Origin of the sequence: Guyparkeria sp. WRN-7 (assembly GCF_001641825.1) — a bacterium.
Taxonomy (GTDB): Bacteria; Pseudomonadota; Gammaproteobacteria; order Halothiobacillales; family Halothiobacillaceae; genus Guyparkeria.
Map to the genome: position 1 here is coordinate 61600 of NZ_LRFH01000002.1, position 14846 is coordinate 76445.

A 14846-nucleotide genomic window follows, 5' to 3' on the forward strand; every position below is an offset into this window, starting at 1 on the left:
AGCGCCGGATGACCATCGAAACCATCAATCTGCCGGACATCGGCAACGCTGACGAAGTCGAAATCATCGAGGTGCTGGTCCAGGCCGGTGACACCGTCGAGGCCGAGGACTCGATGCTCACCCTGGAAACCGACAAGGCCACCATGGAGATCCCCGCTCCGGCCTCCGGCACCATCACCGAGATGCTGGTCGGCGTGGGCGACAAGGTCAGTACCGGCAAGCCGATTGCGAAATACGAGCCCGCAGCCGCAGGCGATGGCGGTGACGATGAGGCCGACACTCCGACCGAGGAAGCCAGCGGGGCGACCAGCGAGTCCTCATCCCCCGCCCCGGCGGCTGCGGCCGCCACCGACGAGAAGGCCGACGTCGAGTGCGATGTCTGCGTGCTGGGCTCCGGCCCGGGCGGCTACACGGCCGCCTTCCGTGCCGCGGATCTGGGCAAGAAGGTCGTCCTGATCGAACGCTACCCGGTCATTGGTGGCGTTTGCCTCAATGTCGGCTGCATCCCGTCAAAGGCCCTGCTGCACGTCTCCGAGGTCCTCAACGAGACCCGTTCGATGAGCGACCACGGCGTGACCTTCGCCGAGCCGGAAATCGATCTCGACAAGCTGCGCGGTTTCAAGGACAGCACCATCAAGAAGCTGACCGGCGGTCTCGAGGCCCTGGCCAAGCAGCGCAAGGTGCAGATCGTGCGCGGCTACGGTCGCTTCGTCGACCCGCACCACGTCAAGGTGGTCGATGACGAAGGCAACGAGACGCTGGTGCGCTTCGACAATGCCATCGTCGCCGCCGGCTCTCAGCCGGTGAAGCTGCCGTTCATCCCGCACGACGACCCGCGCGTGATGGACTCCACCGACGCGCTCGAGCTCGAGGAAGTGCCGGGCAAGATGCTGGTCATCGGCGGCGGCATCATCGGCCTGGAGATGGCGCAGGTCTATCACTCGCTCGGCGCGGAGATCTCGATCGTCGAGCTGGCCGACACCATCATTCCGGGTGCCGACAAGGACCTGACCCGTCCGCTGCTCAAGATCCTGAAGAAGCGCTACGAGGACATCTTCCTGGGCGCCAAGGTGACCAACGTCGAGGCCAAGAAGGACGGGCTGCACGTCACGTTCGAGGGCAAGAAGACACCGGAAACCGCTGTTTTCGATCGCATTCTGGTCGCCGTCGGTCGCTCGCCGAACGGCAAGAAGATCGACGCCGAGAATGCCGGCGTCTCGGTCGACGATCGCGGCTTCATTGCCGTCGACGAGCGCCAACGCACCAACGTCGAACACATCCACGCCATCGGCGACGTGGTCGGCCAGCCGATGCTCGCCCACAAGGCGGTCCACGAAGGCAAGGTGGCCGCCGAGGTAATCTGCGGCCTGCCGTCGGCCTTCACGCCGATGGGCATCCCGAGCGTGGCCTACACCGATCCCGAGGTCGCCTGGGCCGGCAAGACCGAGGACGAGCTCAAGGCCGAGGGCGTCGACTACGAGAAAGGCGCCTTCCCCTGGGCCGCCTCGGGCCGCTCGCTCAGCCTGGGTCGCGACGAGGGTCTCACCAAGGCGCTGTTCTGCAAGGAAACGCACCGCCTGCTCGGCGCGGGCATCGTCGGCCCGAATGCCGGCGAACTGGTCGCCGAGGCCATGCTGGCGATCGAGATGGGTGCCGACATGGCGGACATCGGCCTGACCATCCACCCGCACCCCACCCTGTCGGAGACGCTCGGCTTTGCCGCCGAGATGGCCGAGGGCACCATCACGGACCTGCTGCCGCCGAAGAAGCGCTGATAAGAGCGTTCAGGGAGGACTCGAGTGGAATACCTGCTGTTCGCCATTCTCGGCATGGTCGGCGGGCTTGCCGCCGGTCTGCTCGGGATTGGTGGCGGGTTGATCATGGTGCCGGTGCTGCTGATGATCTTCCCCACCATCGGCATCAGTGGCGCTCATCTCGTCCACATCGCCATCGGGACGTCGCTCGCGGCGATCGTGTTCGCCTCGATTACCTCCGTCTACAGCCATCACCGACACGGGGGGGTACTCTGGGGAGTGTTCGCCCGCTTTGCGCCCGGGATGGTGATCGGCGCCATGCTCGGCTCGACGGTGGCTCACTACCTTCCCGGTGACGTTCTCAAGGCGGTCTTCGGCGTGCTCGAGATCGTGGTCGCCCTGCAGATGGCCTTCGGGCGGCAGCCGCCGGCAAGCCGTCAGCTCCCGAGAATCGTGCCGCTGACCGGGGTGTCCACCACGTTCGGCGCGATCGCCTCGATCATGGGCATGGGCGGTGGCGCCATGACCACGCCATTCTTCCTCTACTGCAACATCACGGCCCGCAATGCGATTGCGACCAGCGCCTCGCTCGGCCTGCCCACGGCCCTGTTCGGTGCCATCGGCTACGTGGTCAGCGGCTGGACGACCGAAGGGTTGCCCGAACTCAGTGCCGGTTATGTCTATCTGCCGGCACTGGCCGGTATCGTGGTGTTTTCGGTGCTCTTCGCGCCCATCGGTGCCAAACTCGCCCAGGTGCTTCCGGCCCGCACGCTCAAGCGCATCTTCGCGTTCGTGCTGATGGGGCTGGGGCTGCACATGATCCTGGCCTGACTTCGCGGAGATCTCTCATGTCCAACGAGCGCCGCATCGCCATCTACCCCGGCACGTTCGATCCGATTACCTACGGTCATGTCGATCTGGCCCAGCGCGCCGCACGCCTGTTCGACGAGGTGATCGTGGCGGTGGCCGGGGATTCGGGCAAGAACACCCTCTTCCCGCTTGAAAAGCGCACGGAACTGGCCGAGTCGGCTATCGCCGACTGTCCCGGCAAGATCCGGGTTGCCTCCTTCGACGGCTTGCTGGTCAACTTTGCCGAGGAATGCGGGGCGACCGCCCTGGTGCGCGGCCTGCGCGCGGTAAGTGACTTCGAGTACGAGATTCAGCTGGCCGCGATCAACCGTCGTCTGAACAACGAGCTGGAGACGGTGTTCCTGTCGCCGGCCGAGGATCTGGGGTTCGTTTCCTCGAGCATTGTGCGCGAGCTGGCCCGCCTCGGCGGCAACGTCGCCGACTTTGTCCCGCCGGCTGTGGTCCAGGCGCTCGCGGAAATTGACCGAGCGTAATACTGGGTTATTTTCTTCCGAACCGCGCCAAAAACGCGTTTACCTGTTATCCTGTGCGCCAGTGACTGACGAGATATTTGGGGAGGATTCCGCATGTCCCTGCTGATTACCGACGAATGCATCAACTGCGACGTCTGCGAACCGGAATGCCCGAACGGCGCCATTTCCCAGGGTGACGAGATCTACGAGATCACTCCGGATTCCTGTACCGAATGTGTGGGGCATTACGACGAGCCCCAGTGCGTGGAGGTCTGCCCGGTCGACTGCATCATCACCGACCCGGAGAACGAGGAAACCGAAGATCAGCTGATGGAGAAGTACCACAAGCTGACCGGCAACTGATTCCGGCGCCGTTTCGGAAACGGATACGAGAAAGGCCCGCCAATCCGGCGGGCCTTTTCTTTTTGTCCTTCAGGCGATCAATGGGTGAATCGCGCTCAGCCGCCCTCCTCGATACGAGGCCGGATGAATTCGGTCACCGAACCGAACGTCTCGAACCACTCGGCGTCGATCTCGTCGTCGGACAACTGAATGTCGAAGCGATCCTCCAGGGCCGTGAGCAACAGCACCACGCCCATGGAATCGAGCTCGGGAATCTCGCCGAACAGACCGCTCGCCGGCGTAAAGCGCTGTTTCGGCCCGGGCAGGTCGAGCGTCTGGACGATTACGTCCCGCACCAGCTCGAAAACCGGATCGCGACCTTCGGCGGCTGCGGTCATGCCCCGGCCTCGAGTCGCTCGATCCCACCCATGTAAGGCCGCAGCACATCGGGAACGATCACGTCCCCGTTTTCGCACTGGTAGTTTTCCAGCACGGCGACCAGCGTCCGTCCCACGGCCAGGCCGGACCCGTTCAGGGTGTGCACGGGCTCCGGTTTGCCATCGGCACCCCGGACGCGCGCCTGCATGCGGCGTGCCTGGAAGTCACGGGTATTCGAACAGGAGGAGATTTCCCGATAACGCTCCTGTGCCGGAAGCCAAACTTCCAGGTCATAGGTCTTCGCCGCCGAGAAACCCATGTCTCCGGTGCAGAGGATCAGGCGGCGATACGGCAGCTTGAGTGCGTCCAGCACCGCTTCGGCGTGGCCCGTCAGTTCCTCGAGCGCGCGCTCGGACTCGCCCGCCGGGACGATCTGCACCAGCTCGACCTTCTCGAACTGGTGCTGCCGGATCAGCCCGCGCGTGTCGCGGCCGGCCGAGCCGGCCTCGGAGCGGAAGCATGGCGTGTGCGCGACCATCTTCACCGGCAGTTCATCACGCTCGAGGATGCGATCGCGTACCAGATTGGTGACCGGCACCTCCGCGGTCGGGATGAGGTACCACGGCGCCTCACCCTCGAGCCGGAACAGATCCTCGGCGAACTTGGGCAGCTGGCCGGTGCCGAACAGCGAGTCGGCATGCACGATGAAAGGCACCTGCACTTCCGTGTAGCCGTGCTTTTCGCTCTGCAGATCGAGCATGAACTGGGCAAGCGCGCGGTGCAAGCGCGCCACGCCACCGGCCATGGTGACGAACCGCGCGCCGGTCAGCTTGGCGGCCGCCTCGAAGTCCATGCCGGCCAGTCCGGCACCCAGATCGACGTGATCCCGTACGGCGAAGTCGAATGTCGGGATGTCGCCGACGGCGTGTACCTCGACATTGTCGTCCTCGTTCTCGCCAACCGGCACGTCGGCGTCCGGCAGGTTGGGAATCCCCGCGAGGAACGTGTCGAGCTCCTCGGCGATCTCGCCCAGGCGCGACTTGGCCGCGTCCAGCCGTTCGCCCAGTTCACCGACCGCCGCAATCAGCGGCTGGATGTCCTCGCCGGCCGCCTTGGCCTTGCCGATCTTCTTCGATTCGGCATTGCGCTCGGCCTGCAGCGTTTCGGTCTCGACCTGCAACGACTTTCGCTCGGATTCCAGCGAGTCGAAACGCTCGCGATCAAACGCGAAGCCGCGTTTGGCCAAACGTTCGGCGACCTGGTCGGTTTCCTGGCGAAGAACTCGGGCGTCAAGCATGGGGTGTCCAGCGTATCGGGTGGGGAAAACGAGTGCCGGGCGACACGGCCCGGCGGCGGATCAGTCAGGCGAGGTACTCGACCTCGACGATCTCGAATGTCCGGGTGCTGCCGCCCGGCGCATTGAAGGTGACCTCGTCTCCGACCGACTTGCCGATCAGTGCCCGTGCGATGGGCGAATGGATCGAGATCAGGTTCTGCTTGATGTCGGCCTCGTCGTCACCGACGATCTTGTAACGCGTCTCGGCGTCGGTATCCAGATCGAGCAGCTCGACCGTGGCGCCGAAGATCACCTTGTCGCCCGGTGGCATGCGCGTCACGTCGATGATCTGCGCATGCGAGAGCTTGGCCTCGATTTCCTTGATGCGCCCTTCCACGAAGCCCTGTTCCTCACGGGCGGCGTGGTACTCGGCATTCTCCTTCAGGTCGCCCAGTTCGCGAGCCTCGGCGATCGCCTCGATGATGCGAGGCCGCTCGACGCTACGCAGACGCTTGAGCTCTTCCTCCAGCTGGGCTGCACCGGCAGCCGTCATCGGGGTCTGGTTCATGAAGCGCACTCCTGATGCAGGTCCTGGAGCCGGTTGACGGTCACCGGCTGGTGCAGTGTTTTCAGTGCCAGGGCCATGGCTTCGGCACCGGCAAGCGTGGTGAAGTACGGGATGCGATAGTGCAGCGCCTCGCGACGGATCTCGTAGCTGTCGCTGCGCGACTGCTGACTGTTCGAGGTGGTGTTCACGATCATGGCGATGTCCTTGTTCTTGATCATGTCCACCACGTTCGGGCGTCCCTCGGTGACCTTGTTGACCGTGGTGACCGTGAGGCCGTTCTCGTCGAGGAAACGGGCCGTGCCACGCGTGGCCACCAGCGAGAAGCCCCACTCCTCCAGTGCGCGCGCGACGGTGAGCACGCCCTGATAGTCCTGTTTGCGCACGGAGATGAACGCCGTACCCGACAGCGGCAGCGAGTTGCTCGCCCCGGCCTGCGCCTTGGCGAACGCCTCGCCGAATTCGCGGCCCACGCCCATCACCTCGCCGGTGGACTTCATCTCCGGACCGAGCAGCGGGTCGACGCCGGCGAACTTGATGAACGGGAACACCGCTTCCTTCACCGAGTAGAACGGCGGAACGCGCTCGTCAAGGATGTTCTGCCGCTCAAGGCTGATGCCGGCCATGGTGCGTGCGGCGACCTTCGCTAGCGGCACGCCCACCGCCTTGGAGACGAACGGCACGGTCCGCGAGGCACGCGGGTTGACCTCGATGATGTAGATGTCGTCGCCCTGGATCGCGACCTGGGTGTTCATCAGGCCGACCACGTTGAGCTCGCGGGCCATCGCCTTGATCTGCTCACGGACGCGATCCTGTACGGCACGCGGCACGGTGTACGGCGGCAGCGAGCAGGCCGAGTCGCCCGAATGGACGCCCGCCATCTCGATGTGCTCCATCAGCCCGCCGATCACCACGTTCTCGCCGTCGCAGACCGCGTCGATATCCATCTCGGTGGCATCGTCGAGGAAGCGGTCGAGCAGCACCGGCGAGTCGTTGGATACCTTGACCGCGTCGCGGATGTAGCGCTTGAGGCCTTCCTCGTCGTGGACGATCTCCATCGCGCGGCCACCCAGCACGTAGGACGGGCGCACCACCAGCGGGTAACCGATCTCCGCGGCCAGGTGAATGGCCTGGTCGGCGGACTTCGCGGTCCGGTTCGGCGGCTGCATGAGATCAAGCTTGTTGATCATGTCCTGGAAGCGCTCGCGATCCTCGGCCCGGTCGATCGCATCGGGCGTGGTGCCGATGATCGGCGCGCCGGCCTTCTCCAGGTCACGGGCGAGCTTGAGCGGCGTCTGGCCGCCGAACTGCACCACCACGCCGCGCGGCTGTTCGACCTCGATGATCTCGAGCACGTCCTCGAGCGTCAGCGACTCGAAGTACAGCCGGTCGGAGATGTCGTAATCGGTCGACACCGTCTCCGGATTGCAGTTGACCATGATGGTCTCGTAGCCATCCTCGCGCAGCGCGAGCGCGGCGTGGACGCAGCAGTAGTCGAACTCGATCCCCTGCCCGATCCGGTTGGGGCCGCCGCCGAGGATCATGATCTTGTCGCGACTCGTCGGCTCGGCCTCGCAGAACGGCTCGTAGGTCGAGTACATGTAGGCCGTCGAGGTCGGGAACTCGGCCGCGCAGGTATCGACTCGCTTGTAGACCGGCCGCACGCCTAGGGCGTGACGATGCTTGCGCACGGTGCTCTCGGTCTCGTCCAGCAGCTTGGCCAGACGCGCATCCGAGAAGCCCAGGCGCTTGAGCTGGTACATCTGCGCCGTGCCCATTTCCTTCAAACGACCGCCGCGCAGCGCCTCCTCGGTGCGTACCAGATGCTCGATCTGGCGCAGGAACCACGGGTCGATGGACGAGTGGCGATGAACGCGCTCGAGGTCGAAACCCTGACGGAAGGCATCGGCGACGTACCAGAGCCGCTCCGCGCCCGGCGAGTGCAGTTCGCGCACCAGCCTGTCCTCGACATCGTCGTCCGAGAGGTTGATGTCCAGCACCTCGTCGAGGCCGTCACGGCCGATTTCCAGCCCGCGCAGGCCCTTCTGCAGGGATTCCGGGAAGGTGCGGCCGATCGACATCACCTCGCCCACCGACTTCATCTGGGTGGTGAGGCGGTCGTTGGCGACCGGGAACTTCTCGAAGGTGAAGCGCGGAATCTTGGTGACCACGTAGTCGATGGTCGGCTCGAACGACGCCGGCGTGGCCCCGGCCGTGATGTCGTTCTTGAGCTCGTCGAGGGTGTAGCCGATGGCGAGCTTGGCGGCGATCTTGGCGATCGGGAAGCCGGTCGCCTTCGAGGCCAGCGCCGAGGAGCGCGACACGCGCGGGTTCATCTCGATCACGATCATGTCGCCGTTGGCCGGGTTGACCGCGAACTGGACGTTCGACCCGCCCGTTTCGACCCCAATCTTGCGCAGCACCGCGAGCGAGGCGTTGCGCATCACCTGGTATTCCTTGTCGGTCAGGGTCTGCGCCGGCGCGACGGTGATCGAATCACCGGTATGCACGCCCATCGGGTCGAGGTTCTCGATCGAGCAGATGATGATGGAGTTGTCGGCCTTGTCGCGCACGACTTCCATCTCGTATTCCTTCCAGCCCATCACCGACTGCTCGATCAGCAGCTCGTTGGTCGGCGACAGGTCGAGACCGCGGCGGACCAGTTCCTCGTATTCCTCGCGGTTGTAGGCGATGCCGCCGCCCGTGCCACCCATGGTGAACGAGGGTCGGATGATCGCCGGAAAACCGATGTCGGCCTGCGCGGCGAGCGCCGCATCGAAGGTGTGTACCACCGTCGAGGCCGGGGTCGACAGACCGATCTCGGTCATCGCTTCCTTGAAGCGGTCGCGGTCCTCGGCCATGTCGATGGCGTCCTGGCTCGCGCCGATCAGTTCGCAGCCGAACTTGTCGAGCACGCCGTGGCGATAGAGATCCAGCGCGCAGTTGAGCGCGGTCTGACCGCCCATGGTCGGCAGGACGGCGTCAGGGCGCTCCTTCTCGATGATGGCGCTGACCGCCTCCCAGGTGATCGGCTCGATGTAGGTCGCATCGGCCATCTCCGGGTCGGTCATGATGGTCGCCGGGTTCGAGTTGATCAGGATGACCCGCAGGCCTTCCTCGCGCAGGGCCTTGCAGGCCTGAGCCCCGGAATAGTCGAACTCGCAGGCCTGGCCGATGACGATCGGGCCGGCGCCAATGATCAGTACACTCTGGATATCGTTTCTCTTTGGCATGCTCGACTCACCTGCCAGCCGTGGCTGGGCAGTTGGTTATTCTGGGATCGGGATTGTCGGTTATTCAGCGTCGGGGCGCCCACGGGCGTCGATGCTCTCGACGAACTGGTCGAAGAGCAGGTCCAGGTCGTGCGGGCCCGGGCTGGCCTCGGGGTGCCCCTGGAAGCTGAACGCCGCACAATCGGTACGGCGGATGCCCTGGAGGCTGCCGTCGAACAATGATCGGTGGGTGGCCTCGAGGTGGGCCGGCAGGCTGTCCTCCTCGACCGCGAAGCCATGGTTCTGACTGGAGATCAGCACGCGCTTGCCGTGGATGTCCTGGACAGGATGGTTCGCACCATGGTGGCCGAACTTCATCTTGCTGGTCTTCGCCCCGCTGGCGAGCGCGAGAAGCTGGTGGCCGAGGCAGATGCCGAACAGCGGGATGCCGCTTTCCAGGAACCGCTCGATGTCGCCGATCGCCTTGGTGCAGGCGGCCGGATCGCCCGGGCCGTTACCGACCAGGATGCCGTCCGGGTTCTTGGCCAGCAGGTCCTCCACCGGCGCGTCGGCCGGGAACAGCGTGATGCGGCAGCCGCGGTCGACCAGCTTCCTGAGGATGTTGTGCTTGAAGCCGTAGTCGTAGGCGACGATATGGCGCGTGGCGGCCGGCCGGTCGGCATCCTCGACCCACCAGGAACCGGCGGTCCACTCGCGCACCTCGCGCGTGCCGACCTCCGGGATCAGGTCCATGCCGGCCAGCCCGGCGAAGCCCTGTGCCTTTTCGATCGCCGTGGTCGCATCCAGGTCGTCGCCGGCGACGATACAACCCTTCATCGCCCCCTGGTCGCGCAGGCGGCGGGTCAGTTCGCGGGTGTCGATCTCGGAAATCGCGACCACGCCGTGCTTGCGGCAGTAGTCCTCAAGGGTTTCCTCGCCGCGCCAGGAACTCATCTGGCCGGAATCGCGAATCACCAGCCCGGCGACGTGGACCGAATCGGACTCGGCATCCTCGTCGTTGGTGCCGACGTTGCCGATGTGCGGGTAGGTCAGGGTCACGATCTGACGGCGGTAGGACGGGTCGGTGAGGATCTCCTGGTAGCCCGTCATCGCGGTATTGAACACCACCTCGCCCACGGACTCCCCATCGACACCAATGGAGGTACCGTAAAAAACGCTCCCGTCTTCGAGAGCCAGGAGCGCCGTGTTGGCCGGGAGCCCGGTGTTCGCGTCTGAGACCGTGCTATCCAAGAACTTTCCCCCACAGATTTGTCATGTCGCCCCGCCCGAGTCGGCGCTGGCCGCCGAGGCAGCGCCGCCCCCTCGGTTTCGCGGCGCAATTATGACTGAAAGGCCCCGATGCTGTCCACGGCGAAACGCCGTTTGTCCGGGGCGGCCGTCGTTTTGCCGCCATTCCGGAAGACCGCTTCTGGTCGCAGCCGGCTGCGGTCAGTATCAGACCGGCTTCAGGCCAAGCACGTGACTCATGTCGTACAGACCGGCCGGCTTGTCGGCCACCCAGTGCGCGGCGCGCACCGCGCCCTTGGCGAAGGTCATGCGGCTGGAGGCCTTGTGGGTGATCTCGACCCGTTCGCCGATACCGGCGAACAGCACGGTGTGATCACCGACGACATCGCCACCACGGATGGTCGAAAAGCCGATGGTCTCCGCATCCCGTTCCCCGGTGATGCCCTCGCGGCCGTAGATCGCCACACGCTGCAGGTCGCGGTCGAGCGCATCGGCGACCGATTCGCCCAGGCGAAGGGCCGTGCCCGACGGCGCGTCGACCTTGTGCCGATGGTGTGCCTCGATGATCTCGACGTCGTAGTCGTCACCGAGCATGGTGGCGACCTGACCCAGCACCTGCAACAGCACGTTGATGCCGATGCTCATGTTGGGCGCAAACACGACCGGGATGTCGCGTGCCGCGTCGGCCAGTGTGTCTTTCTGCGCCTCGGAGAGGCCGGTCGTGCCGATCACGATCGCCCGGCCGCTTTCGCGGCACATTTCCAGATGGCGCATGGTGGCGTCGATCGAGGTGAAGTCGATCAGCACGTCGAAATCATCGCTGTGGGCGAGCATGTCGTCGACCACCGGCACGCCGATCTGGCCGATACCGGCGATCTGCCCGGCGTCCTGGCCGATCAGGGGGCTCCCCGATCGAGCGAATGCCGCGCCCATGCGCGTGTGTCCACCCTGGTGCGCGGCCTCGATCAGGCGGCGACCCATGCGCCCGTTGGCGCCAACTACCCCGACACGTGTACTCATGACGTTTTGCCTGGTCCTCTGGTTTTGCATGTTGGCGCGCAGTCTATCAAGCGCATCGCGCCCCAATGGCTTACAGCTTGAAGAAACCCGCCCGATAGTGGGACAGCTCGGCGACCGAGCCGCGGATATCGTCCATCGCCTGGTGATTGGAATGTTTCCGGTATCCGGCCAGCACATCCGGGGCCCAGCGGCGCGCCAGCTCCTTGATGGTCGACACGTCCAGGTTGCGGTAGTGGAAATAGGCCTCCAGCTCCGGCATCAGCCGGGCAAGGAAGCGCCGGTCCTGACAGATGCTGTTGCCGCACATCGGCGAGGCGCGTTCGGGCACATGCTGGCGCAGGAACTCCAGCGTGCGCAGCTCGGCTGCGCGCATGTCGCTGTCGCTTGCCCGGACCCGTTCGATCAGGCCGCTCTGACCGTGCACGCGCTGGTTCCATTCGTCCATGCCGTCGAGCGCGGATTCGGGTTGCCGGATGGCAATCACCGGCCCCTCGGCAAGGACGTTGAGATGCTTGTCGGTGACCAGCGTGGCAATCTCGATGATCGTGTCGTTGACCGGATCGAGCCCGGTCATCTCGAGATCGATCCAGATGAGATTGTCTTCCGGAGCGTGCATTGAGTCTCTCCTGATTGAATCGGTGGCGACGTGGCCGAAGGCCCACGAGACTAGCACGTGGCAGCCGCCCCATGGCCGAAGCCCGAGCCGGACGACATGGCCGGCGCTGGCTTCGCTATACTGTCCGGCGGGTCGCCCGGGGCTCCCTCCCGACGCCCCGCCCGGCACTCGTTCACCCCGCCAATCCAGCCTGGTAGCGCGCAAACATGGCCGAACTCACCGACATTGATCGTCAGGACGAGCTCGATTCGCTGATCCACGAGATCCGGGACACCCTTTCGCATCACGAAGCGCTTAGTGGCGAGGCCGCTCAGGGCGAGAGAAGGACGCCGCCGTTCCAGGATCTTCTGCGCGACCGCGACCTCGGACGTCTGGCGCGCAAGATCGAGCGTCTGCACGCGGCCGACATTGCCAAGGTGCTCGAGTCCCTGCCTCGGGACGAACGCCTGATCATCTGGGAGCTGGTGCATTCGCATCGCGACGGCGACGTGCTGCTCGAGGTTTCCGACTCGGTGCGCGACACCCTGATCGAGGCAATGGACCGCGAGGAGATCCTCAACGCCGCCTCGATGCTGGATACCGACGAGCTTGCCGATCTTGCCCCCGACCTGCCCGAGGGCATGATGCAGGACGTCTTTACGGCCCTGCCGATCGACGATCGCGAGAAGTTGCGCTTCGTCATGTCCTACGAGGACGACACGATCGGGGCGCTGATGGACTTCGACCTGGTGACCGTCCGTGGCGACGTCACCATCGAGGTGGCGCTGCGCTACCTGCGGCGGATGGACTCCCTGCCGGATCACACCGACAAGCTGTTCGTGGTCGATCGTGATGGCCTGTTCGAGGGCGTGATCCACCTGAAGACCCTGCTGCTCAACGACCCCGAAACGATCGTCGACGAGGTCATGCAGAGTGACGTGGTGCGCTTTCACCCCGAGGACAGCGCCCGTGACGGTGCGGATGCCTTCGAACGCTACGACCTGGTGAGCGCCCCGGTAGTCGACGAGGTCGATCGGCTCGTCGGCCGGGTCACGATCGACGCGGTGGTCGACTTCATTCGCGAATCGAGCGACGAGGAGCGCCTCTCGCAGGTCGGCCTCTCCGAGGAAGAGGACATCTTCGCCCCGGTGCGCAAGTCGGTCCGCAACCGCGCGCCGTGGCTCGCCGTGAACCTAGTCACCGCCCTGATTGCCGCCCAGGTGATCGGCCTGTTCGAGGGCTCGATCGAGAAGCTGGTGGCCCTGGCCGCGCTGATGCCGATCGTCGCCGGGATGGGCGGCAATGTCGGCAACCAGACCATCACGATGATCGTGCGCGAACTGGCCTTCCGCAAACTGGGCGGCGGTGACATCCGCCTGCTCTACGGCAAGGAGATGAAGGTCGCGTTGATCAACGGTGTGGTGTGGGGTGGCGTGCTCGGCATCGTCACCTTCCTGATGTATCAGAACCCCGGCGTCTCGGCCGTGATGCTGGCTGCCGTGACCCTGAACTTCCTGAGCGCGGCCTTCTTCGGTGTGACCATTCCGATATTGCGCACGCGGATGGGGCGTGATCCGGCGCTGGGCAGCGCGGTGATGATCACGGCGATCACCGATTCCGGCGGCTTCTTCATCTTCCTCGGGCTGGCCACCCTGTTCCTGCTCTGAGCGCTGCGATGGGTTCCAAGATACGACTGAGCAAACAGCAGCAACGCAAGATCGACCGCCGACGGCGCGTGCGTTCCGTCGAGGACGACTCGCTCGAACGCGGCATCGTGGTCACGCATCACGGCCACGACCTGCTGATCGAGGATGCCTCTCATCAACTGTTGCGTGGCCGCGCCCGCCGCACGGTCGGCCGCCTGACCACCGGCGACCGGATCCGCTGGCAACGCGACGAGCAGGACAACATCGTGATCGAGCAGCGCGAGGATCGGCGCAATCTGCTCATCCGGCCGGATGCCTACGGCAAGAAGAAGATGATGGCGGCGAACATCGACCAGGTGCTGGTGGTGACCTCCGCCCTGCCCTGGATGAACCCAGAGGTGGTCGAGCGCACCCTGGTCGCCGTGCTCGCCCTGCCGGCCGCCCCCGTGATCGTGCTCAACAAGGCGGATTTGCTGCCCTCCCTGCCGGAGGCCGACCGAGAGGAGATCGAGCGGACACTGCGATTGTGGACATCGCTGGGGTTCGAGGTGATCCGGACCTCGGTCAAGTCCGGCGAAGGCATCGACGTGCTGCGCGAGCGCCTGCACGAGCAGATCACGCTCACCGTCGGCCTCTCGGGCGTGGGCAAGACTTCGCTGACACGGGAGATCACGCCGACGGCCGACCAGGCGGCCATCGGGGAGATATCGGCCTTCAATCGCGAAGGCACGCATACCACGCGCGCCAGCACGCTATACCGATTTCCCGATGGCGAAGGTGGCCTGATCGATGCCCCGGGGGTGCGCGACTTCCCCCTCGAGACGATCACCGACGAGGCATTGGCCGCGGCATTCCCGGAGATCACGGACACGGCAGCCTATTGCCGGTTCAACGACTGCCGCCATCGCAACGAGCCCGGCTGCGCCGTGCGACAGGCCGTGGAGGACGGCGAGATCCTGCCGCGACGCCTTGAGCAGTACCAGTCCCTGCTCGAGGCCAGCCGGACGCGGTAACGCCTCTGGGCGCCTAGCCCGGCGGCCACTGCATGGCACGCCCGCCCAGCAGATGCAGGTGGAGGTGGTAGACGTCCTGCCCCCCATCACGATTGCAGTTGAACACCGTCCGGAACCCCGACTCGTCGATCCCCTCCTGGGCGGCGATCTCCCCGGCCACCACGAACAGCTCGCCGATCAACGGCGCGTCTTCCGGTGCGATGTCATTCACGGTCGGGATTGTCTTCTTGGGGATGATCAGCACGTGCACCGGCGCCTGCGGATTGATGTCGCGAAAAGCCAGGATCCGCTCGTTTTCGAACACGATGTCGGCCGGGATTTCCCGGTTGATGATCTTGCTGAAAATGGTCTCGCTCACGGTTTTCCTGCCTCGGACGTAGTGAATTCGCCCCCAGCTTAGCCTAAGTTCACCGCTCTCCGGCGTGCCCCGGCTACAAGCTACGCGTTTTGCTAGTTGCAATATCCATTAGTATGC

The 14846-nt window shown here is 65.0% G+C and carries 14 protein-coding genes; 6 read left to right on the forward strand and 8 right to left on the reverse strand.

What is annotated here, in order from left to right:
• Nucleotides 1-8 precede the first annotated feature (8 nt).
• The 4 genes from lpdA (at nucleotide 9) to AWR35_RS00585 (ending at nucleotide 3439) form a co-directional block, all read left to right on the forward strand.
• Nucleotides 9-1775: a dihydrolipoyl dehydrogenase gene (gene lpdA / locus AWR35_RS00570; protein WP_058574017.1), complete on the forward strand. Its 1767-nt coding sequence runs from the start codon at nucleotides 9-11 to the stop codon at nucleotides 1773-1775.
• A gap of 24 nt (nucleotides 1776-1799) precedes the next feature.
• On the forward strand, nucleotides 1800-2585 hold the full coding sequence (locus AWR35_RS00575; RefSeq protein ID WP_231723529.1) for a sulfite exporter TauE/SafE family protein: 786 nt from the start codon (nucleotides 1800-1802) through the stop codon (nucleotides 2583-2585).
• 17 nt (nucleotides 2586-2602) lie between these two features.
• The gene (coaD, locus tag AWR35_RS00580; RefSeq protein ID WP_058574018.1) at nucleotides 2603-3097 is read left to right on the forward strand and encodes a pantetheine-phosphate adenylyltransferase; all 495 of its coding nucleotides are present in this window, start codon (nucleotides 2603-2605) and stop codon (nucleotides 3095-3097) included.
• 93 nt (nucleotides 3098-3190) lie between these two features.
• Nucleotides 3191-3439: a YfhL family 4Fe-4S dicluster ferredoxin gene (locus AWR35_RS00585; RefSeq protein WP_058574019.1), complete on the forward strand. Its 249-nt coding sequence runs from the start codon at nucleotides 3191-3193 to the stop codon at nucleotides 3437-3439.
• A 95-nt stretch (nucleotides 3440-3534) separates the two neighbouring features.
• On the opposite strand, the gene AWR35_RS00590 is transcribed toward AWR35_RS00585, so the two are convergent.
• From AWR35_RS00590 to orn, 7 genes are all read right to left on the reverse strand, one after another.
• The gene (locus AWR35_RS00590) at nucleotides 3535-3816 is read right to left on the reverse strand and encodes a phosphopantetheine-binding protein (RefSeq protein ID WP_058574020.1); all 282 of its coding nucleotides are present in this window, start codon (nucleotides 3814-3816) and stop codon (nucleotides 3535-3537) included.
• The gene (gene serS, locus AWR35_RS00595) at nucleotides 3813-5093 is read right to left on the reverse strand and encodes a serine--tRNA ligase (protein WP_058574021.1); all 1281 of its coding nucleotides are present in this window, start codon (nucleotides 5091-5093) and stop codon (nucleotides 3813-3815) included. Before serS ends, AWR35_RS00590 begins: the two co-directional genes overlap by 4 nt.
• 64 nt (nucleotides 5094-5157) lie before the next feature.
• Nucleotides 5158-5640, reverse strand: a complete 483-nt coding sequence (gene greA / locus AWR35_RS00600) for a transcription elongation factor GreA (protein WP_058574022.1) — start codon at nucleotides 5638-5640, stop codon at nucleotides 5158-5160.
• Nucleotides 5637-8870: a carbamoyl-phosphate synthase large subunit gene (gene carB, locus AWR35_RS00605; RefSeq protein WP_058574023.1), complete on the reverse strand. Its 3234-nt coding sequence runs from the start codon at nucleotides 8868-8870 to the stop codon at nucleotides 5637-5639. Before carB ends, greA begins: the two co-directional genes overlap by 4 nt.
• A gap of 60 nt (nucleotides 8871-8930) precedes the next feature.
• Nucleotides 8931-10100 carry a glutamine-hydrolyzing carbamoyl-phosphate synthase small subunit gene (gene carA / locus AWR35_RS00610; RefSeq protein ID WP_058574024.1) on the reverse strand — a complete coding sequence of 390 codons (1170 nt, stop codon included), beginning with the start codon at nucleotides 10098-10100 and terminating at the stop codon, nucleotides 8931-8933.
• 204 nt (nucleotides 10101-10304) lie between these two features.
• Entirely contained in the window at nucleotides 10305-11117 is an 813-nt protein-coding gene (gene dapB, locus AWR35_RS00615) for a 4-hydroxy-tetrahydrodipicolinate reductase (protein ID WP_058574025.1), read from the reverse strand.
• Between the two features lie 70 nt (nucleotides 11118-11187).
• The gene (gene orn, locus AWR35_RS00620) at nucleotides 11188-11733 is read right to left on the reverse strand and encodes an oligoribonuclease (protein ID WP_058574026.1); all 546 of its coding nucleotides are present in this window, start codon (nucleotides 11731-11733) and stop codon (nucleotides 11188-11190) included.
• Nucleotides 11734-11939: 206 nt separating this feature from the next.
• Here orn and mgtE point away from each other — a divergent pair, with 206 nt between their 5' ends.
• Together mgtE and rsgA are read left to right on the forward strand one after the other, a co-directional pair.
• On the forward strand, nucleotides 11940-13379 hold the full coding sequence (gene mgtE / locus AWR35_RS00625; protein WP_058574027.1) for a magnesium transporter: 1440 nt from the start codon (nucleotides 11940-11942) through the stop codon (nucleotides 13377-13379).
• Nucleotides 13380-13387: 8 nt separating this feature from the next.
• On the forward strand, nucleotides 13388-14371 hold the full coding sequence (gene rsgA / locus AWR35_RS00630; RefSeq protein ID WP_058574028.1) for a ribosome small subunit-dependent GTPase A: 984 nt from the start codon (nucleotides 13388-13390) through the stop codon (nucleotides 14369-14371).
• A 13-nt stretch (nucleotides 14372-14384) separates the two neighbouring features.
• Here rsgA and AWR35_RS00635 read toward each other — a convergent pair whose 3' ends face one another.
• Entirely contained in the window at nucleotides 14385-14729 is a 345-nt protein-coding gene (locus tag AWR35_RS00635) for a histidine triad nucleotide-binding protein (protein WP_058574029.1), read from the reverse strand.
• Nucleotides 14730-14846 lie beyond the last annotated feature (117 nt).